We start from the raw sequence: 21112 nt of genomic DNA on the forward strand, positions 1-21112 counted from the left end.
GGATACCGCGCGCACCGTAGACCGGGTAATGGACAGTGTGGACGCCCGGCCACCATCCGATCGCCTCGATGCCCCTGCCGACACGTCGCCGGTGGCAGATTCCGGAACCCCGGCGCCACCACACTCCCCAGATCCGGCAACGACCGAAAGCCGCGCGGCCGCGGACGACGGAGCGCGGACTGTGGCCGAGGACCAGGGCCCGCGTGCCGACCAAACTGCCCATCAGACGGCGGAATCCGCCGACCCCGTCGCCACGGCAACCGGTGAGTTCCTGCTACCGGCACACGATCTGACATTGCCGGGGGTGCTGCCACTGGTGTTGGGGCGGCGCCACCGCTCCAATTTCCGGTTCGGCCGGTGGTTCGGTGCCACCTGGTGGTCGACGTTCGACATTCGGCTGGTGGTCGACGGCGATGGTGTGGTGGTGTTCGCCGAGGACGGCATGCTGCTGCGCTTCGACCATCCCGAGGTCGATATCCCGACCCCGTGTCTGTCCGGGCAGCGCCGCACCCTGATGCGCACCGAACGCGGCGGCTACCGCCTCGACCAGCCGACCACCGGAATCAGCTGGCACTTCGCACCCGAACTATCCCTGTCCGGTGTGGATGCGGCACTGGGGAATCTGGCGATCTCGGCGATCACCGACCGGCACGGCAACCGCATCCGGTTCCGCTGGGACGACACCGGAACACCCGTGGCCGTCGATCATTCCGGCGGCTACCGGGTGCTGGTCGACACCCTTGCCGGCCGGATCGTGTCGTACGCGGTGGTCGGTGCGGACACCGTCACCACCGTTCGCGAATTCGACTACACCGCAGGTGTGCTGACCACCGTCACCAACGGCCTCGGCGGGGTCACCCACTTCGAGTACGACGATGACGGTCGGATGACCCGGTGGGTAGACGACAACGGGACCTGGCTGACCAACACCTACGACCCGGATGGTCGAGTGATCGCCCAACGCGGCATCGCCGGCATCCGCAACGCCGACCTGGCCTACGCCGAGCGACCCGATGGCACCGGCTCGGTCACGGTGATCACCAACTCGCTGGGGGCTCGGAGGGCCGAGGGTTTCGACGTCGACCACCGCCCGAGGACCGTGATCGACGAGGTCGGTGCGCTCACGTTCACCGATTTCAATATCGACCGCAAGCCGGTGCGCGTCACCAACCCCGACGGTGCCGTCACCGAATACCGGTACACACCATCTGGTGATGTGGCGACGATCCGGCGACCCGACGGAGAGCTGATCCGCGTCTCCTACACCGCGCCGGGACAACCGTCGATCGTCGAGCAACCCGGTGGGGCGCGCCGGCACCAAACCTGGGACGAGCGCGGGAACCCGGTCGCCACCACCGACCCGGACGGGGTGCGCACCGAGTACACGCACTCCCCGCACGGGGCGGTGACCGCGATAGCCGCGGGCGGCGGGGTGACGCGGGTGCAGGTCGACGGGGCCGGACTGCCCGTGCGCGTGATTGACCCGCATGGGGCCGTCACCATGATCGACCGGGACGCGTTCGGCCGGCCGATACGCATCACCGACCCGCTCGGCGCCGTGACCGCGTTCACCTGGACTGTCGACGGTCAACCCACCGTGGTCACCTTCCCCGACGGGACCACCGAACACCGCACCTACGACGGCGAAGCAAACCTGCTGTCACACACCAACCGCGCCGGATTCGTCACCCGATACGAGTACGGCCCGTTCGATGCTCTTCGCTCCCGGACCCTGCCGGACGGCACCGTCACCCGATACACCCGCGACACGGAGCTACGGCTGACCGGAGTCACCAACCCGCTCGGTGACACATGGACCTATACCTACGATCCGGCCGGGCGCCTGATCGAGCAAACCGACTACAACGGTGCCTGCACCCGCTACCGCCGCGACATCGTCGGGCGGGCGGCCGCGGTGGAAACCCCCGCCGGGGCGGTCCGGACCAACACCTTCGATGTGTTGGGCCAACTGGAATCGACCAGCACCAGCGGTGGCGCGGTGCGGCGGTTTGAATACGACCTCGCCGGTCGCGTGGTGGTCGCCGAGGCGGTGGGGGTTGACGGTCGGGCGTGGCGGATCGATTCGGAACGGTCCGACGCCGGACGCCTGCTGCGGGAGGTCTCCCCCACCGGCACGATCGACCACCGGTACGACGTGCACGGCCGGCGCGTCGAAACCCGCTCGAGCAGCGGCGGAGTGACCGCTTGGGAGTGGGATTCGGTCGGTCGACCGGTGGCCATGCGGGTCGACGATCGTGTGGTAGATCTGCAGCACGACAACGCCGGCCGCAGCACCGGGTTCCGCGTGGGTGACGTTGCGGTCGATCGGACCTTCGATGTCTCCGGGAGGCTGGTCGAGCAGATCACCCAAGCGCACCCGACGCCGCTGCTCGACCTCGGCGGGCCTTCCACGGAGGCTTCCGTGCTGCGGGTCGACCAGTACGGATATCGGGCGGATGGCATTCCCACCGAACAGGTGACGACGACCGGCGCCGGGGTCGACCGACGCAGCTTCGACCTGGACGCCGTCGGCCGGGTTCTCACTGTGGATGGAGCCGACGGGATTGTCGAACGGTTCGCCTACGACGGGCTGGGCAACATCACCGCCACCGGCGGATCTGCCGGTTCCGGGCCGGACACCCACGACCGGGAGATCCACGGAACACTCCTGCGCCGCCGAGGCCGCACCCGCTACCGGTACGACACCGCCGGGCGCCTCGTCTCGGCAACCACCACCCGGATCTCGCGACCGGCCGCCACCGCGACCTTTGCCTACGACGACTTCGACCAGCTCATCGACGTCACCACCCCAGACGGAGCACGATGGCGCTACACCTACGATGCCCTGGGCAGGCGTGTCGAGAAGCAGCGCGGGCACGAAGTCTCCGAGCCGACCCGCTTCGTCTGGGACGGCACGCATGTCGTCGAGGAGCACGGGCCCGCGCACTCTCTGCACTGGACCTACCATCCCGGCTCACACACTCCCCTGACCCAAATCCGCACCACCCATCGCGATCTCGATCAGCAGGAAGTGGACCACCAGTTCCACGCCATCATCGCCGACCTGATCGGCACGCCGATCGGCCTCGTCGAGTCCGACGGTGGGGAGCTCGTCGGAACCGCAGCCACAACCCTCTGGGGCACCACCACTTGGACCGGCGACAGCACTCCCCTACGCTTCCCCGGCCAGTACCGCGACGACGAAACCGGGCTGCACTACAACCTGCTTCGCACATACGATCCGGCCACCGGCCGCTACCTCATCCCCGACCCCCTCGGCCTCGCGCCGGCACCCAACCCGAACACCTACGTCGACAACCCAACCACTTGGTCCGACCCGCTTGGACTAGCACCATGCCGATGGGACAACCTCGCTACGACTGGGCGGATGGACCCTACCGAGATCAGGTTCAGCCAGAATTCCATCAAGTACGAGTTTTCGACTGGCGGCGCCTTAGATGACACTGTGGAGCAACTGCGATCTGGAAGCCTGGACTCCGGAGTCTTCGAACCGATTCGAGTTGTGGTTAGGGACGGCGAGCTGCACTCCGTGGATAACCGTCGACTGGCTGTATTCCAGATGGCCGGAGTTGATATTCCATACCGACTCGTACCCCTGGAGAGCTTCGAGGAAGATTGGCTCAGAAGACGCTTCACAACTGATACCTTTGGCGAATCCGTTAGAATCCGAATGCCGACGGGCCAAGCTGACGGCAGCTGGACCAACCCCCGATTTGAATGATCGCGAGTAAACGTGGACTACAGTAAGATTGCATCAGAAATCGATGAGATCACCAGCCAAGTGTCGAAATCAGAACAGTTCGCAGATCGAGACAGCGAACTGGTTCGAGCCTTGATAGTTCAGTTTGCACGCGAAGGAGCGACGATACTCAGAGAATCGGGATCAATCAAATGGCAAGAGATTCCATCCCTTCTGCGACAGTCGATACAAGTGTTGGCATATTCCGGTTCAGCCAGTCCTCCCTCGGCGAAAGAAGATCTTCCGGAGGGCATGAGGAATGATATCGGGGGCGTATTCGATGATTGGGCCGCACGAGAGTACATAACTGGCGATTCCACCGTTGTCGGCCTGCTGGAAGGGCTGGCCTCGGCAGTCTATGACCACGGGCCTCGCTACTCCGTGGAATCTCTGGATGAGCAGCACTTTCGGGAGCTGCTGCTTTCGGCTATGTTCATGGAGTAAATACAGGAATATTCAGCGGGCCGAAATAGCCCGCATCGTATAGCCTGCTCGGAACCAGGCATCATCACATGATGTGGTCCGCTTTCGTACCTATGTGGATGCGAGGGCCGAGATCAGTCGGCTCGCTTAGTGTGAAGCACGGCGTGGATTGTCTCCGACTCGATCTGCCGGGGCATAGACTGCGCACACCCCGCCTACAACGAGGACTCCAACGGCGTTGCCCGACCGTGGGCCGCCATTCCGATCCAAGACTCCACAACGGCGGCAACAATCGAAGCGAATTCACATCATGGACAACAGATAGGTCGGTGGCGCTCGACGTGACAAGCGAAGGAAACGGTCCCGGTATCGTGCTGAGAATCCCGAATGCAGATCGCACCGGATACCAGCACATCCCCTCGCCAGGCATCTTCGGCGAAAGCGAAGTTCCCATTCTCGACGCAGCCCATGGAGCGGAGGTATACGGTGGTGAACTCTCATTCAAACATACGCATCAAGAATGCACTGAAGCTAATAGAGTCCAGCCAGTCGATAGATTCAGAAGCTCAAGATATCGCGTCAGCGACGCTCCGGTCGCTCCCTCCGAATGACACCCTTGAAATCACCGTGACTGACGCACAGATATTGACCCGGATTTATCGGCGCCGACTCGAGTGGGCACCTAATGTCAGTGGTGTTTACGAGTTGGTTAGGGGCCTTGGCCAATTATCGGAAACCGAGGTCGCTATGACCTACCTCCCCGGGAAAAACAGTCAGGTTGTCTCAATATGGTTCGACATTGCGCTCACTCGCATCATCGGGTGCGTCATAGGAACGGATCACCGTGGTGATAATAGCAGCTGAATCTCCGATCCTACTGGTTACGAATCTCCGTTGACCACCACAAGTCGGCGGTGGCCGACTTCAACAGACAGCAAGAGCTTCTGCCGCTTGGAACACGTCTGTGGAGTAACCTGACTTGGCTCAGATTAGTGTCCACCGCGGATGGTCTGGAGGGCGTGGTGGAGGTCGGCGGGTAGGGGGTCGGCGGGTAGGGGTCGGCGGCGTTGATGGTGTGGGTTCCGGCTTGGATAGTGACGGCCCGGTAGCGGCGGGCGGTGGTGACGAATTTCTTGATCGACCATCCGGTGCGGGCTTCGACGATCCAGGTTACCGCGAGGGCGGCGAACACGATCGTGAGGTGGGCGTCGATGGAGTCGCGGGTGCGGCGGTAGATCGAGCGGGCCGCCAGGTCCGACTTGGACATCCGGAAGCTTTTCTCGATGCGCCATAACTTGTGGTAGGAGCCGACCACGAATTCGGGACTGCTGCACAAAGCAGGTCAGAGCGGCAGGAAACCCGAGACGGTTCAAACCAGCCGATACCTGAACCGGACCCGCTCGGCTTGGCGCCGGCATCGAATCCAAGCACCTACGTCGACAACCCGACCGTCTGGACCGATCCTTTGGGCTGGCGCCTTGCGGAACGCAAGGTGGTACCCGACTGTATCGGGGTATACCTGAGAACCACAACGTCTATGATGAGGCGACTCGGGGCGAAGCGTGGCCAGGAGACCCACTGGGGCACATAGATGCAGAAGAACACAATCGTGGCAACACCCGCAGCAGCAATCTGACCAGTTGGACTACCGACCTCCGAATCGCCACTGAGTTCGGCACACGAGACGGAACCATGGAGGGGGTGTTGCTAAGGACGACACGGCAAGAGCAAATTCACCGATCTATACCCAGCCCGGACCACTATAACGAGTCAGAGATACTACTCGAAGGCATCATCACTGGAGGTTCTCACATTACTGTGACAGAAAAGTGCATCTCGCTTAGTTAGGCTTGAACTCATCATTAGCCTGTTGGAAGCGTCAGCCAATGAATGGGCTCCGGCCGCCGCATCCGCCATCCTGGAGAGGAAACCAACGGACCTACGGATCACCAAGCAACTCTCCGTTTCCCTGGCAGAGACTCTGGAAACAAAGTACAAGATCGCAGCCAGGAATGGCGTATCGGTGCATGGAGCGATGGAGTTCGTCGCAGACATCCGGAGCGCCGGGGAATACGTATACGGAACTGGCATAACCGCGAAAAGCCGCGTCTATACCATTGCCCTGAACGAACAACTCACGGGCACAGTCGGCATATCCGCTACCGTTATTCCTGAGAGGGGGCACTGACCCCGGACGTTGGACACGCGGCCTGTGGTATTCGACGAACGCGCGATCCCCATGACCGTGCAGAGCCACTTCACCTCGCAGGTTCCGGTGGTCGGCGACGAACCGGGGAGCGGCTCACCAGTTCATCTCCCCGGCGAAATACCTGGCCGCCGCAGGATGTCCCGCTCGGTCGACAGCCGCGTCTTGTCCGCACGCAATGCCTGGTTCTCGGTTCGGAGCCTGGATAGTTCTTGCTCGGCGGTCTCCGGTCCCGGTGCGGGCTCGCTCGTGGACGCTGCCCTTCGGTTTCGGACCGGCACATCGGCAGCGGTGCACCACGCCGACACCCAACTCACCTGCGATTTGGTGATCGTCGCACCGGCGGTATCGCGGTAGGAGCGCCAGCGCACCCACTTGAACTCGTCCGGGTAATTCTTCCTTGCCATCGTGGACGATCATCTCGCTTCCCCGGCAACCTGCCAGGATTCAGCGTGTCCCGGGTCTGCTGCACGGATAGGTGACATCTGAGTTGGCTTGCCCCTGGTGGGTGGGCTGGAAGGATGTTCCCATGGCAAGGCCCTATCCCCGTGAGTTCCGCGACGATGTCGTCCGCGTGGCCCGCAACCGTGACGACGGTGTGACGATCGAGCAGGTCGCCACTGATTTCGGGGTGCACCCGATGACACTGCAGAAATGGCTCCGTCAGGCCGACATCGATGAGGGCGCCAAGCCTGGCAAGACCACCGGCGAGTCTGGTGAGCTTCGCGAGGCCCGGCGGCGGATCAAACTGCTCGAGCAGGAGAACGAGGTGCTGCGCCGGGCTGCGGCGTATCTGTCGCAGGCCAATCTGCCGGGAAAAGGGTCTACCCGCTCGTGAAGGAGCTCGCCGCCGACGGGATTCCCGTCGCGGTGACGTGCCGGGCACTTAAGCTCGCTCGCCAACCGTATTACCGCTGGCTGGCCGCCCCTGTCGCCGATGTCGACCTCGTCGAGGCCTACCGCGCCAACGCCCTGTTCGACGCCCACCGCGACGATCCGGAGTTCGGCTACCGCTACCTGGTCGAGGAGGCCCGTGACGCCGGCGAGCCGATGGCCGAGCGCACTGCCTGGCGCATCTGTTCGCAGAATCGCCTGTGGAGCGTGTTCGGCAAGCGCAAGCGGGGCAAGAACGGCAAGCACGGCCCACCGGTCCATGACGATCTCGTCGAGCGTGACTTCACTGCTTCTGGTCCGAATCAGTTGTGGCTCAGCGATATCACCGAGCACCGTACCGGTGAGGGCAAGCTCTACCTCTGCGCCATCAAAGACGCGTTCTCCAACAGGATCGTCGGCTACTCGATTGACTCCCGGATGAAGTCCAGGCTGGCGACCAGGGCACTGCACAGCGCGGTGGTACGGCGCCGGGGATGTCGCCGGGTGCATCCTACATTCTGATCGCGGATCTCAGTTTCGCTCAAGGCGATTCGTGCACGCGCTGCACCATTACGAGATGGTCGGCTCTATGGGACGGGTCGGTGCGGCCGGCGACAACGCCGCCATGGAGAGCTTCTTTTCCCTGCTACAGAAGAACGTGCTCGACCGCCGCCGCTGGGACACCCGTGAGCAACTGCGCATCGCCATCGTCACCTGGATCGAACGCACCTACCACCGACGCCGCCGACAAGCCGGACTCGGCCGGTTGACCCCCGTCGAATTCGAAGCCAACATGACCACACCGGCCAGTCAGGCCGCGTGACCGAAACTGTCACCTGATCGTGCAGCAGACCCCTGCGATCCTGCGGGGGCGCGTCCCAAAGATGTCCGCCGCTACGCGCTCGAACTGTTTGCGAAGCTGGGGCTCCAGCTGCTGATCTTGATACCGCTGCACCACTGTGTCACCAGCAAGACACTGCCGTCGGCTCGGCGTCAGTCGAGGTTGGCCATGGATTGCTGGTCGCAACATGACGGCTTCGCCCGAGCGGCTGGAGCACCTCATTCGCCGGGAACCCGATCGACGCGGCCTGCGTCCAACAAGAGACAGAAGCACGAGGGAGGGCCGCATGCCGGACGGCACACAGATGCGCATCGAACCCGGTGCCGCCGAGCGGATCGCTCAGGCATTCGACAGACACGCCGACAATCTGGCGGCAGTGTCACGGAGGCTGGAACGTGCCGGGCACTCGACCGGGTTTGCGGGTTTCCCATCGGCCGACGAACTCCACGCAGGCTTCACGAACAAGGCGCGCCTCGCCATAGGCCATCTGCAGGAGCAAATCGACCTGACGCGCCGCCACGCTGCAGAAATCCGCGCGGCCGGGGCCGCCTACATCGAGACCGACTCCACCAACTCAACCATGATCGGCGAAGCGGGATCCGCTGTCAGTCCGGACACCGGATCCGGATGAACAACCGACGCGTAGCACTGGCGACGGCCCTCACCATCTCTGTACTTGCGGGCTGCGGCACTCCCAGCATCTCCGGTTCGGCCACCACGGAACGCCCCGAAAGCGCACCTGCCATAGCGACCTCGACCACGCCGGCGTTGCCCGAGGTCACATTCGACCCGTGCATCGACATCGACGATGCCATACTCCTGAGATTCGGCCTCGAACCTACCGAGAGAGAACCGGATGTGCTCACCCTCGGCAGAGAAACGATAGTGAGCTGCGGAGTTCCCGGTGACCAACGCTCGGTCACCCTGGTCGCGCAAAACACCCCCTGGGACGACATTCCGTTTCAAGTCACCCCACAAGCGATCACCGTCAACGGACGCGAAGCCTGGTACGTACCCGGAAGCCTGCACGACAACGGATGCTCGGTTCTCATGCGAACGTCGTTCGGAGCCGTGATCATCAACAACACCCCGAGCATGGGCAGGCGGCCCGATCCGACCATGGACCGCTGCGACGGCGCCCTGGAAATGGCCGAAGCGATCGAACCGCTCATCGACGACGGGACCTGACCTACATTCCCCTGACCTGCGACAACGTCCCCCGAACATCACAACGTGCAGGTGAAGGAGATCGTTAGCTGCGTCCAAGACGACGCCGACTCGTCCAGTTAGGCCCCCGACTCGGGGGGAAATCAGATGTCGGATCAACTCGCCTATGTGGAGCCGGAGCGGACTCCACCCGTGCGCTATGCGCCTTGCGTCGACCACGTCGACGCCATTGAGGACGCCCAGTTCACCTACCGCGAGACACGCGACGGTCGCCTCGTCTTCCTGGCATACACCTCACGCTCGCCAGGCCAGGCCAGGAACGTCCCGTGCGTTGCCACCGACGGCCAGGCCATCCATTCGGATGACGAGATGAGCACGCCTGGAGTCCAGGAAGCATCAAGTAGTCCCGCATTAGTTATGTTTATGCATGTACAATCTAACTAATATCCCAGCTGATAACGCTTCTTGACCGGGAAGGCGCTCATGGACTGGCCGCCACATAGTCGCGAACGCCGCGTATGGACCCCCCGTCAACGGCAGGGCTCCAAGGCAGATCGCACCCTCGCGCACATCGAGGTCAGCATCCCGCCGCGCATCGCGGGCCTGCACTACGACCCAGCAGGCGCCGTCGCCCGTGCACACGAGTCCGCCACTATTGCCGTCGCCCGACTGGAGGCCGGCTTCGGCGACCATCTCGCCCCGCTGGCGGACTTCCTATTGCGCAGCGAGTCCGTCGCGTCCTCCAAGATCGAGCACATCGACGCCGGATGGCGGGCCTTCGGACGGGCACTCGCGGACGGAAAGGCCAGCGATGAAGCGAAGTCCCAGCTCGCTGCGGTCACCGCATTGATAGCCATGGTCGACGCTGCCGGAGCCGGACTCATGAGCGTCGGCAGCCTTCTCGATGCCCACCGTGTGCTCATGGCGCCCGATTACTACGCGGCGCGCGGCAGCGGCGCCTTTCGCGACGTTCAGAACTGGATCGGCGGCAGCGACTACACGCCCATCAACGCATCGCACGTACCGCCACCCGCCGACCTCGTGCCGGAACTGATGGACGACCTGGTCGAGTTCGCGAACCGCACCGACCTGCCGATACTCGGTCAGGCGGCGATTGCCCACGCACAATTCGAGTCCATCCACCCGTTCGGCGACGGGAACGGACGCATTGGACGCGCCCTGATCAGCGCCATCCTCCGTCGTCGCGGACTCACCCGAAGGATCACCGTTCCGCTGGCGTCGGCCATGCTCGCGGACACCAGCCGTTACTTCCGCCGGCTCGACGACTACCGGGACGGTGACGCCGACGGCTTCGTCGAGTACGTCGCCACTGCGACCATCCATGCGAGTGAAGCCGCGCAAGACTCGGCACGCGCACTCGCCGAACTACCCGACCATTGGCGGCACACGATCAAACCACGCACCAACTCCGCCGACGAGACACTGTTGGAGCGCCTGCTCGACACCCCGATCTTCAACGCGGACACTGCCCGGCGGATCACCGGCACCAGCAGCGTCAACACCTATCGCGCACTCAACAGGCTCACTGATGCCGGGGTGCTCGAGGTGCTCTCCGAGAGCAAGCGCAATCGCATCTGGGCCGCCATCGACGTCCTGGCAGAACTCGACGCTCTCAGCTCAGCCATCGGAAAACGCACGACCGACCACTTGCGACCACAACCCGGCGGCCCCGAGCCTTCACATACCGCCGCGGGCGAACCTGCCGAGTAGAAGCTGCATCCAAGATCTCGAGGACGCCGACGATGGAGTTATCGAGGTGCCCGACAGCGAAACGCACACGGGGCGTATTTAATTCGACCGGAACGGCTTTCCCAGTCACATACGATGCAGAAGCCAACGCCGACCGCGTATGAGCCACCGGAAAAGGTTCGCGATACCACGGTGATCCGGTCGGCCGAGTCGGGATCGATCGCTTCGAGCCGGGAGCGGTGCTGGTACGCAGCGCCCGCGCGGCCGACCTGGTCGCGGCGTACGGCGGGCGGCCGAACACCTGCCCGGGCTTCATGGATGCCCTCGAACCCGATCTCCACTCGACCCGCGCAGACCGCGGTCCGTTCACGCGATCATCGCCACGGTCCGGCGGCGACGAGACGACGGCTCCTGCCGCATGCGCACGCGGCGCGGCGCAACGGGACTTGCGGCGATCGATTCACACAACATCCCAGGGAAACGCTCACCTACCGCCGTGAACGCACCCCGGGGCACCCCATCGGCTCCACGAGATGTACGCCGCGGGCCATTGACTTACTATCGGCGATAGGTTAATTTCCTATCAGCGATAGGAGGCGGGATGGCAACAACCATCGGCAAGGTCGAGCAGCGTCGCGACGCGAAGATCGCGACGATCGTCGAGGCGGCGTGGGGTCTGGCCCGGGAGAACGGCATCCAGCTGATCTCGCTTCGAGATCTCGCCCGGAAGGTAGGGATGCAGCAGCCATCCCTCTACGTGTACTTCGACTCCAAGAACGCCCTGTACGACGAGATGTTCGCCGCGGGCAACCGGGAACTGCTGACGATGTTGTCCCAGCTGGATATGCCCGCCGAGCCGAAAACGGCGCTGAAGACCTGCCTGCGCGCGTTTGCCGATTTCGCCGTCGCCGATCCGGCGAGGAACTCGCTCCTCTTTCGGCGGGTGATCCCGGGGTTCGAGCCGAGCGCCGAGTCCTATGCCATCGCCCGGGAGGCTCTGACCCGCATCGTCGCGGTGATGAGGGCGGCCGGCGTCACCGATTCGGGGGATGTCGACTGCCTCGTCGCGATGACGGCGGGCTTGATCGAAGCCCAGCTCAGCAACGATCCGGGCGGCGATCGTTGGCTCCGTCACCTCGACCGCATGACCGACGTTCTCGTCGACAACGCACGTGAAAGGACTTCCCGATGATGAGCACCACCGGAACCGGCATCACCCGCATCGACCGCGAGGAGGCCCGCACACTCGCAACGGTCGAGTTCGAGCGATTCGCCGCATTGGTTGCGTCCCTGAGCCCGGACGAATGGGAAACCGATACCGATTGTGTCGGTTGGGACGTCCGCAAGATGGTCCTGCACGTCCTCGGCTCGGCGGAGTCCCAGGCATCACCGCTGGTGTTTCTCCACCAGCTCCGCCGCGGTCTGCCGCTGAACAAGCAGATCGACTCGCACCACTGGGTCGACGGCCTCAACGAGCTTCAGATTCGCGAGCGTACCGGCCTCACCGAATCCGATGTGGTCACCCGGGTCGAAGCGATTGGCACCAAAGCGGTTACGGGCCGATTCGGCACTCCCCCACCACTTCGTCGGCTTCCCATCCCGATGGGCGAACCGCTCGGATGGAAGCCGCTGAACTACCTGCTCGAGGTGGGCTTCACCCGTGACACGTGGGCGCACCGGATCGACATCCACTCAGCGATCGGTCGCCCCATGACGGTCGATCAACCGCACGATGGACGCCTGGTCGCCGACATCGTCGACGAATGGGCACAACTGCACGGTGAACCCTTCACGCTGCACCTGACCGGGCCCGCCGGCGGCACCTTCACCAACGGCAACGGCGGCGAGGTCGTCGAGATCGATGCCCTCGACTTCATCCGAACCCTCAGCGGGCGACTCGTCGGCGAGGGCGTCCTGCGCCACCCCTTACCACTCTGAAAAACCCGAACCTCCCGAACGAAAGGACCACTCACATGTCCAGCACCATTGCGCAGCAGGACCTCCGATTCCTCCTGCAGCACTTCATCGACGACGTGATCAACGCCCGAGACCTCGACAAGACGATGACCGAGCTTGTCGCCGAAGACTTCGTGGAAATCAACCCCTTCCCCGGCCAGGGACCCGGCCGCGCCGGTCTCGCCGACGTGCTTCGGATGCTGTTCAACGCATTCCCCGACCTGCACTGGACGGTTCACGACACCCTCGTCGAGGGCGATCGCATCATGGCCTTCTCCACGTGGTCGGGCACCCACGAGGGTGAGTTCATGGGTATCCCCGCGACCGGGCGCCCGGTGACTGTCGAGGCCTGGACCATCGATCGCTACCGCGACAACATCTTTGTCGACAGCCGCCTCATCATGGACATCGCCGCCCTGCTCGGACAGCTCGGAGTGCTCACCGGTCCGGGCGAGAGCTGAATCGTCCCGAATGCGCGGCGGCAGGGCAATCACATGTTCTGCGCGGCCCTGTCCTCCAGGACCACCCGTTCGCCGGCATTGCCGGTTCGCGCGGCGGCCTCGGTGAACGCATCCGCCGCCTCGGCACGCCGGCCGGCGCGCTCGAGCAGGTCACCACGCACGCTCGGCAGCAGCGGAGAATCGCGTAGCGACGTCGGATCGACGGCGTCGAGGATGGCGAGTCCGGCCCCGGGCCCGAACGCCCGACCGTGGGCGACGGCGCGGTTGACCTCCACGATCGGGCCCGGGGCGGCCTCGGCCAATACGTCGTACAACGTGGCGATCCGCCTCCAGTCGGTGTCCTCGGAACGCTGTGCGCGAGCGTGCTGGGCGGCGATCGCCGCCTGCAGGAAGTACCGGCCGATCGGCACCCCGCGCGCGGCGAGCCGCTCCGCGGTGTCCGGGGCGGTGAGACCGCGCCGGATCATCGACCGGTCCCATCGGCTGCGGTCCTGCGCTTCGAGCAGCACCGGCCGACCCACGGCGTCGAGGCGGGCGGACGTGCGAGAGGCCTGGATCTCCAGCAGCGCCAGCAGGCCGAGCACCTCCGGTTCGTCGGGGGTGAGCGCCGCGAGCATTCGGGCCAGCCGCACTGCCTCGGTGGTGAGATCCGAACGCATCCAATCCGCACCCGTCGTTGCGGTGTACCCCTCGTTGAAGATCAGGTAGATCACGGCCATGACATCATCGAGTCGCTCGGCCCGCTCGGGACCGGTCGGTAGTTCGAACTCTGCGTGCGCCTCGGCAAGGGTCTTCTTCGCACGCGAGATCCGCTGCCCCATAGCGGATTCCCCGGCGAGGAAGGCTCGGGCGATCTCGGCGGTGGTCAGGCCGCCGACAAGTCGTAGTGTCAGCGCGGCGCGCGATTCCGGCGTGAGCACCGGATGGCAGGTGAGGAAGATCAGCCGGAGTACATCGTCCTCGATGTAGTCGATCCGAGACGCGATGTCGGGCATCGTGTCCTCCTCCCCGCCGCGCGCATGTTCGATCTCGGCGACCTTGCGGCGCAGGGTGTCCGCGCGCCGAAAGTGATCGACGGCACGGCGCTTGGCGGTCGTCATCAACCAGGCGACGGGGTTGTCCGGCACACCGACGGTCGGCCACTGCTCGAGGGCCGCGACCAGCGCGTCCTGAGCGATGTCCTCGGCCAATCCCACGTCGCGGGTCATCCTGGTCAAGGCGCCGACCACACGAGCGGACTCGGCCCGCCAGACCGTGTGAACGACCCGGCTCGGTTCGTCGGCAAGGGAATGGGGCGGCACCAGACCCAGGGTAGTGAGGCCGGCCCAACCACCCGCCGATCCCGGCCGTGACGGCGCGGGATCGGCGGGTCGGGTGGACTACTCCGCGGGCGCGTCGGGCCCGGTGGAGATCTGGCGCAGTGTGGAGATCACCGTGACCTCCGGCCAGTACTTCGCGTGCAAGTCGGCAAACGACTGCTGGTCGGCGATCGCGTCCTCCACGGTCGGGTACTCGAGGATCGACCAGCCGCCGACGACCTCCTTGCCCTCGGCGTACGGGCCGTCGACCCGCGTGACCTGACCCTGGCGGACGACGTAGTTCACCGCGTCCTCGGTGCCGTAGAGGCCGCCGCCGTCGAGGAAGATCCCCTTCGCGGCGCGTTCGCCGATGTACTCGTCCATCGCGTCGAACAGCGCCTTCGGCGGTGTTCCGATGTTCTCTTCCATCCGAACGAATCCCATGAAACGAGGCATGTGGCTCACTCCTTGTGGTTGCTCACTTGGTCTGTCGCACCTACGTCGAACGAGCATGCCTGGCTTCGACATCACCCTCGAGAAATTTCTCCGCGAATTCCGCGCTTCCAACGATCGTGGCAGCGGCGGGGGTAGCTCCTGCACCTGTGGAACCCGATCGACGTCGGCCGCGTCCAATAGGAGGGACAAATCGCAAGGAGACCTCCATGCCGAACGACACCCCGATGCGCATAGAACCCGAAGCCGCCGAGCGCATCGCCCAGGCGTTCGAAAGGCACGCCGATAATCTGAGCGAAGTCTCGCAGAACCTTTCAACGTGCTGGTCACTCGACCGGGTTCGCGGGGTTTCCGTCGGCCAAGGAACTGGATGCCGGCTTCACGAACAAGGCGCGCCTGGCCATCGCCCACCTCCAGGAGCAGATCGATCTGACCCGCCCCTACGCCGCAGACATCCGTGCAGCCGGCGCCGCCTATGTCGAAACCGAGGACGCCAACGCGTCCGCACTCCACATGGCGGGGAGCCTCGTCCATCCGAACCCAGCCACCGGATGAGGACCCGGCACGCCGATTTGGTGGCGGTGTTCGCACTCTCCGTACTCGCAGGATGCGGCACCCCGGAAGTCTCCGATCCTCCTATTGAAGACCTCGCCGAGACTTCCTCTATCGTGACCACCCCAACGGAATCGACGTTGCCCGAGGTCTCCTTCGACCCCTGCGCGCACATCGATGACGCCTTCCTCCTGACATTCGGCCTCCACCCCGCGAGGATCGATCCGGATGTGATCACCATCGGCAGGGAGACAATGGTCGGGTGCGGCATCATCGGCGACGAACGCGCCATCAACCTCGTCGCGCAGAACACCCCCTGGGACCAGATCCCCTTCCACGTCACCCCAACTGCGATCACTATCAATGGACGCGAGACCTGGTACGTACCCGGTAGCTTGTCCGACGATTCATGCTCGGTCCTCATGCGAACATCGTTCGGAGCCGTGATCGTCAACAACAACCCGCGCTTGGGCAGGCGACCCGATCCGAACATGGATCGTTGCGACAGCATCGTGGAGATCGCCGAGGCGATAGAAACCTTCATCGATGGCGGAGGTTAAAGGGCTCTTCCGGAATCAGAGTGCGTGAAGTCGGTCTGCCAGTTGGCCGGAGTGGATGAGTGACCGCAAGATGTAGTGGTTCAGGTTGCGGAACCCGAGAGCGATCCCGCGGAGGTGTTCGAGCCGCCCGTTGATCGCTTCGACCGGACCGTTCGACGCATCGGTTCATTGCTCAGCCCTTCCGAATCCTGGTGTCGAGCCGCTACGACTCGTGTGAGCACCGGCGCCGCTATTGGCTGCCGGCCCAAGGGTGGATAAGAACCTTACATAGCGAGGCATTCTGTGTGAGGATTGTATCCATGAAGGAGTTGGACCGGTCACTCCCGTCGACGTTCACGGCCTTGACCTCGCGGGAGTACGGGGTGCATCCGCGAGATCTGTACGCCTGGCGAGATGACGGGCTGATCATCGAGCTCTCACGCGGGGTCTTCCGTCGAGCAGACGCGCCTCCGGCGTCGTACCCCGACATGATCGCCGTGGCGTACCGTGCGCCTCGCGCGATCGTGTGCTGCGTCTCGGCAGCAGTGGTTCACGATTTGACCGACGAGATGCCGCCCTCGGTGCAGATCGCCGTGCCCAAACGGTCACATACGCCGGTGATCGCCTACCCGCCTGTGGCAGTGTTCCGCTTCGATGAGGCGACCTTTGAACTCGGGCTTTCCTCGTTCGAGGCGGGGCCCGGGGAGCCCGTGCGCATCTATGACGCGCCGCGGACAGTGGTGGACCTCATGAGATTTCGGAAACGCCTTGGCGAGCCGATCGCGCACGTCGCACTTCACCGGTATCTCGCAGCACCGAGCCCGAGGCCTGCCCTGCTACTGGAGTACGCGGAGGCGCTGGGGACGTTCGGTCCGATGCGCGCTGCGCTCGACGTTGCGAGTGCCCGATGAGTCGGCCCACGCGAGAAAGCGCCGCAGGGCGCGCATATCTCGACCTGCAGAACCAGGCTCGCCGCCAGAAGCGTGGCACCCAGGAACTGCTCACTATGTACATCGTCGAGCGGTGGCTGTGGCGCATGTCACGCTCACCGTACGCAGAGGACTTCATCTTGAAGGGCGGGATGCTGCTGGCCTCCTTCGGTACCCGCCGCCCCACGGTTGATGCCGATGCTCTCGCACGCAACATGTCCCGTGATCAAGAGACCGTGGCTCGCCGCGTTGTCGAGATCGCCGCGATCGAAGACTCGGACGACGGCGTGGAGTTTCTGCCCGACACTGTCACCGCAGTGGTGATTCGCGATGACGCGCTGTACTCCGGCGTACGGGTAACGATGACAGCACAGCTCGCGACCGCACAGGTCAAGCTGCGTCTGGACATCAACTTCGGCGATCCCGTCACCCCGGCCCCGCGAGCAGTCGAGCTGCCGGCACTGCGACCGGATTCTCCGCCGATCCGCATCCTGGGCTACCCGATCGAGACGGTGCTCGCGGAGAAGCTGATCACTGCAATCGGACTGGGAAGAGCGAACACCCGCGTGCGTGACTTCATCGACATCTACTTGTTGACCGGTACTCAGACCGTGCAATGCGGGCCGCTGCGGGACGCACTGTTGGCGACCGCAGATTTCCGTGGCACCATGTTGATCCCGCTGGCGCAAGCCACCGAGGGGCTCGGAGAGCTACGTGACTCGGCATATGTCGCCTACCGGAAGGGACTCGGCGAGGTGGGTGCGATTCTGCCGGAAAGATACTCCGACACCGTCGCAGCCGTAGCTGCTTTTGTTGACCCGGTGCTCGGCGGACTCGATGCCGAGGCCGAGTGGAACCCCGCGGAACGGGCCTGGATCGTGGTCCCGTGAGCAGCCGGAGGAGGATCGGGCGGTACATCATCCAGTAGGACCGCTCCCTACTTCTATGTTGCGGCTATCCGGGCGAGACGCGCTGGTGGTCACTTGGGTGAGCAAGCCGAGTTCGTTGCTTCCATCCGAACTGAGCGTCCGACGATCGTTCCGGAGGGCCGCTGCCCGAGTAGGCGACGGCAGTCGACTCTGCCGGTTTCCCGTCGCGACGGGCCTACTCGAACGGCTGAGTTGATGTCGGCAACGTTCGAAAGTGAGGCCGATGCGATGGCGCCTGGAAATGGCCGAAACGATCGAGCCGCTCATCGATGACGGGACCTGACCTACATTCCCCTGAACGGCAACAACGTCCCGAAACATCACAACGTGCAGTTGAAGGGAGATCGGTAGCTTCGTCCGAGACGACGCGGACACGTCCGGGTAGGCGGCGCCGTCGAGGTGGGCAAGCGACCGGGAGTTGGCCAGTGTCTTTGTCCGGTACTCGATCTCTATCGCCGCAAACCCGGGCTGTGCTCGGAACTGCTCGGCGTTGCTTCCGAGCACCGGATCGACTCTCGGCCGAATGCTCGGGGTCCGATCCTACGGCTCGAGCAACGAAGAGTCCTTCCGGACCTTCACATCGTCAGAGGTTTGCCGCAGACCGATGAAGTGATCGAAGACCGAGATGGCTACGACACTCACCCAGACGTTCGACCTGGTTCCGTCCCACAGCTACGGTTGTCCGGCGGCCGGTTCGGGTCCACCCGAGTATCCACCACCCAAGTTCTTGAGAGAGAGCAATGAGCAGCGAAATACCGGATATGACTACGCTCGACAGCTACCGTTCGAAAATTACCGGATGTCTGCTCGGCGGAGCGATCGGTGACGCGCTTGGAGGCCCTGTCGAGTTCTGGGACCTCGATCGGATACGTCGCGAATGCGGCGCGGGCGGCGTTACTGAGTATGTCGCGGAGATCGTGGACGGCAAGCCAACATACGGCCGTATCACCGATGACACCCAGATGACGCTCTTCACCATCGAAGGCATGATTCGCGGTTCGGTCCGCCAGGATCGCGGGCTCGGTTTCGCCATCGGTGCCGTTCGCCATGCCTACGACCGGTGGCTGGATACGCAGATGCATTCCTCTCCGACAGGAGACCGAGATGGTTGGCTGATCACCGAGGAATGGCTCTACTCGCGCCGGGCACCGGGCAGTACCTGCCTGTCCGCACTCGAAGAGGCGCGAGAGAAGAAGAGTGGAATTCCACCCTATGATCTGCAAGCGCGGAACGGCTCGAAGGGCTGCGGCGGCGTGATGCGCAGCGCTCCGTTCGGATGGTTACCCACCGGATGGGTCCGTCGGGACGACACGCCCTTCGAGTTGGCCGCACAGGCCGCCGGCTTCACCCACGGTCATCCCACCGGAAAGCTGGCGTCCGGAGCTTTCGCCGCACTGATCGCCGCCCTCATGCGCGGTACGCCGTTGCCCGAAGCGGTCGACACCGTCCTGACGCAGCTATCCGGGCGGCCGCACCACGAAGAAACCACCCGCGCGATCATGGGAGCCGTCGACGCAATGGCACGGCCCGCATCATCGGAGACGATCGAGTCTCTTGGGGGCGGTTGGATCGCGGAGGAAGCGTTTGCCATGGGTCTGTATGCAGCCCTTGTACATTCAGGACCGGGTGAAGTTCTGGACGCGCTCAGCCTCGCCGTCACGCACTCGGGCGACAGCGACTCGACCGGCGCGATCTGCGGCAATATCCTCGGAGCCTTGCACGGCGAGTCCGCGCTGCCACCCGAACTCGCCTTCGAGGTGGAGGGCCGCGGCACCATACTGACGCTCGCAGACGACTTCGTCTACGAATTCACCGCACACAAGCGACTCCACGGGGACTACGGCCCGTACACACGGTGGACAGACAGGTATCCGGGCTGGTGAACGTCGTCGACGCCCGTACGCCGGAGTACAGCGCGTCATCGCGAATCACCGCAGCGGTGAGAGTATTGGGCGGGAACTCCCCGACTACGGCACTCTTCGCGTAGGCCGACTCATCGGGACCACAACGTCGAGCGCAGCACGCATCGGACCGAGCGTCCCCGGCACCTTCTCGAGCCGGACCATTCTTCATCTACAGCGCTGGTCGCAACGCCACGGCTCCAACGTCGAGGTTGGAAACCCTGATCCATCCAAGGAACCCGATCGACGAGGGCTGCGTCCAACAGAGGGGACAGACCAACGAGGGGGCCTTCATGCCGGACGGAACACATCTGCGTATCGAGCCCGGCGCCGCGGAGCGTATCGCCCAAGCATTCGAAACACATGCGGACAATCTGGCGGGCGTTGCAGAGAACCTCAAACGTGTGACGTACTCCACCGGGTTTGCAGGGTTCCCATCGGCGGACGAACTCAACATCGGCTTCAGGGACAAGGCACACCGAGCCATCGCCCACCTCCAGGAGCAGGTCGACCTGACCCGCGGCTACGCCGCAGACATTCGCGCGGCCGGCGCCGCCTACGTCGAAACCGAGTCCATGAACACAGCCACCATCGACGCGGCCGGAACCGCCGTCCACCAGGACACCGTTACCGGATGAACAACCGACGCATGACGCTGGGAACAGCACTGGCCGTATCCGTACTTGCAGGCTGCACCACATCCACCATGCCCGACACGACCATCACCAACCAAGCGGAAACCTCGACCATGGTGACCACCCCCACCGAGGAACCGTTGCCCGACGTCACGTTCGACCCCTGCACGCAGATCGACGACGCCATACTCCTGAGATTCGGCCTCGAATCCGCGGACAGGGATCCGGGTGTGACCACCATCGGCCGGGAAACCATGGTCGGCTGCGGAATGCTCGGGGACGAACGCTCAGCCAGCGTGGTCGCGCAGAACACCCCCTGGGAACAGATTCCGTTTCTGGTCACCCCGTATGCGGTCACGGTCAACGGACGCGAAGCCTGGTACGTACCCGGCGGGACGGACGATCGATCATGCTCGGTTCTCATCCGCACCTCCTTTGGGGCGGTGATCGTCAACAGCACCCCGAGCATGGGCAGGCGG

At 64.1% G+C, this 21112-nt stretch carries 17 protein-coding genes and 3 pseudogenes; 16 read left to right on the plus strand and 4 right to left on the minus strand.

Annotated features, from left to right (window positions below; translation table 11 throughout):
• The first annotated feature begins 181 nt into the window (after positions 1-181).
• Both MB1_RS24310 and MB1_RS25885 read left to right on the plus strand, forming a co-directional pair.
• A complete protein-coding gene (locus MB1_RS24310) occupies positions 182-3742 on the plus strand; it encodes an RHS repeat-associated core domain-containing protein (RefSeq protein ID WP_066913606.1) in 3561 nt (1186 codons plus the stop codon).
• A gap of 12 nt (positions 3743-3754) precedes the next feature.
• On the plus strand, positions 3755-4204 hold the full coding sequence (locus tag MB1_RS25885) for a hypothetical protein (protein ID WP_157084380.1): 450 nt from the start codon (positions 3755-3757) through the stop codon (positions 4202-4204).
• Positions 4205-5172: 968 nt separating this feature from the next.
• Here MB1_RS25885 and MB1_RS25400 read toward each other — a convergent pair.
• Positions 5173-5510, minus strand: a pseudogene (locus MB1_RS25400) (IS1634 family transposase); the annotation flags it as partial.
• 543 nt (positions 5511-6053) lie between these two features.
• Between MB1_RS25400 and MB1_RS25890 the strand changes: the two are divergent.
• From MB1_RS25890 to MB1_RS24365, 8 genes and pseudogenes are all read left to right on the plus strand, one after another.
• Entirely contained in the window at positions 6054-6371 is a 318-nt protein-coding gene (locus tag MB1_RS25890; RefSeq protein ID WP_157084381.1) for a hypothetical protein, read from the plus strand.
• A gap of 547 nt (positions 6372-6918) precedes the next feature.
• Positions 6919-8085 (plus strand): annotated as a pseudogene (locus MB1_RS25895) (IS3 family transposase).
• A gap of 304 nt (positions 8086-8389) precedes the next feature.
• Positions 8390-8734: a hypothetical protein gene (locus MB1_RS26170; protein WP_066913614.1), complete on the plus strand. Its 345-nt coding sequence runs from the start codon at positions 8390-8392 to the stop codon at positions 8732-8734.
• Complete coding sequence (locus MB1_RS26175) at positions 8731-9291, plus strand: DUF3558 domain-containing protein (protein WP_169801733.1); 561 nt, start codon at positions 8731-8733, stop codon at positions 9289-9291. The genes MB1_RS26170 and MB1_RS26175 overlap by 4 nt, the downstream gene beginning before the upstream one ends.
• A 462-nt stretch (positions 9292-9753) precedes the next feature.
• Entirely contained in the window at positions 9754-11001 is a 1248-nt protein-coding gene (locus MB1_RS24350; protein ID WP_066913618.1) for a Fic family protein, read from the plus strand.
• A 580-nt stretch (positions 11002-11581) separates the two neighbouring features.
• Complete coding sequence (locus MB1_RS24355; RefSeq protein ID WP_066913620.1) at positions 11582-12172, plus strand: TetR/AcrR family transcriptional regulator; 591 nt, start codon at positions 11582-11584, stop codon at positions 12170-12172.
• The gene (locus tag MB1_RS24360) at positions 12172-12918 is read left to right on the plus strand and encodes a maleylpyruvate isomerase family mycothiol-dependent enzyme (RefSeq protein ID WP_066913622.1); all 747 of its coding nucleotides are present in this window, start codon (positions 12172-12174) and stop codon (positions 12916-12918) included. Before MB1_RS24355 ends, MB1_RS24360 begins: the two co-directional genes overlap by 1 nt.
• Before the next feature lie 35 nt (positions 12919-12953).
• Positions 12954-13397: an ester cyclase gene (locus MB1_RS24365; RefSeq protein WP_066913624.1), complete on the plus strand. Its 444-nt coding sequence runs from the start codon at positions 12954-12956 to the stop codon at positions 13395-13397.
• Positions 13398-13426: 29 nt separating this feature from the next.
• On the opposite strand, the gene MB1_RS24370 is transcribed toward MB1_RS24365, so the two are convergent.
• Positions 13427-14698 (minus strand): RNA polymerase sigma factor, encoded by a 1272-nt coding sequence (locus MB1_RS24370; RefSeq protein ID WP_066913626.1) that lies wholly within the window; start codon positions 14696-14698, stop codon positions 13427-13429.
• Between the two features lie 78 nt (positions 14699-14776).
• On the minus strand, positions 14777-15151 hold the full coding sequence (locus MB1_RS24375; protein ID WP_066913628.1) for a YciI family protein: 375 nt from the start codon (positions 15149-15151) through the stop codon (positions 14777-14779).
• A gap of 572 nt (positions 15152-15723) precedes the next feature.
• On the opposite strand from MB1_RS24375, the gene MB1_RS26180 reads away from it, so the two are divergent.
• Positions 15724-16260, plus strand: a complete 537-nt coding sequence (locus MB1_RS26180; RefSeq protein WP_169801734.1) for a DUF3558 family protein — start codon at positions 15724-15726, stop codon at positions 16258-16260.
• A 15-nt stretch (positions 16261-16275) separates the two neighbouring features.
• On the opposite strand, the pseudogene MB1_RS25430 reads toward MB1_RS26180, so the two are convergent.
• Positions 16276-16419 (minus strand): annotated as a pseudogene (locus MB1_RS25430) (transposase); the annotation flags it as partial.
• Positions 16420-16559: 140 nt separating this feature from the next.
• Between MB1_RS25430 and MB1_RS24385 the strand changes: the two are divergent.
• The 5 genes from MB1_RS24385 to MB1_RS24405 form a co-directional block, all read left to right on the plus strand.
• Positions 16560-17150, plus strand: a complete 591-nt coding sequence (locus MB1_RS24385) for a type IV toxin-antitoxin system AbiEi family antitoxin domain-containing protein (RefSeq protein ID WP_066913639.1) — start codon at positions 16560-16562, stop codon at positions 17148-17150.
• Positions 17147-18058 (plus strand): nucleotidyl transferase AbiEii/AbiGii toxin family protein, encoded by a 912-nt coding sequence (locus tag MB1_RS24390; protein ID WP_066913632.1) that lies wholly within the window; start codon positions 17147-17149, stop codon positions 18056-18058. Before MB1_RS24385 ends, MB1_RS24390 begins: the two co-directional genes overlap by 4 nt.
• Positions 18059-18858: 800 nt before the next feature.
• Positions 18859-19980 carry an ADP-ribosylglycohydrolase family protein gene (locus MB1_RS24395; RefSeq protein ID WP_066913634.1) on the plus strand — a complete coding sequence of 374 codons (1122 nt, stop codon included), beginning with the start codon at positions 18859-18861 and terminating at the stop codon, positions 19978-19980.
• 230 nt (positions 19981-20210) lie between these two features.
• Positions 20211-20636, plus strand: a complete 426-nt coding sequence (locus MB1_RS24400; protein ID WP_066913636.1) for a hypothetical protein — start codon at positions 20211-20213, stop codon at positions 20634-20636.
• Positions 20633-21112, plus strand: a 480-nt coding sequence (locus MB1_RS24405; RefSeq protein WP_157084383.1) for a DUF3558 family protein, incomplete at its 3' end; no start/stop codon positions are given. The genes MB1_RS24400 and MB1_RS24405, both read left to right, overlap by 4 nt.

The sequence above is a fragment of the Millisia brevis NBRC 105863 genome, from assembly GCF_001552615.1.
GTDB classification, from domain to species: Bacteria; Actinomycetota; Actinomycetes; order Mycobacteriales; family Mycobacteriaceae; genus Millisia; species Millisia brevis.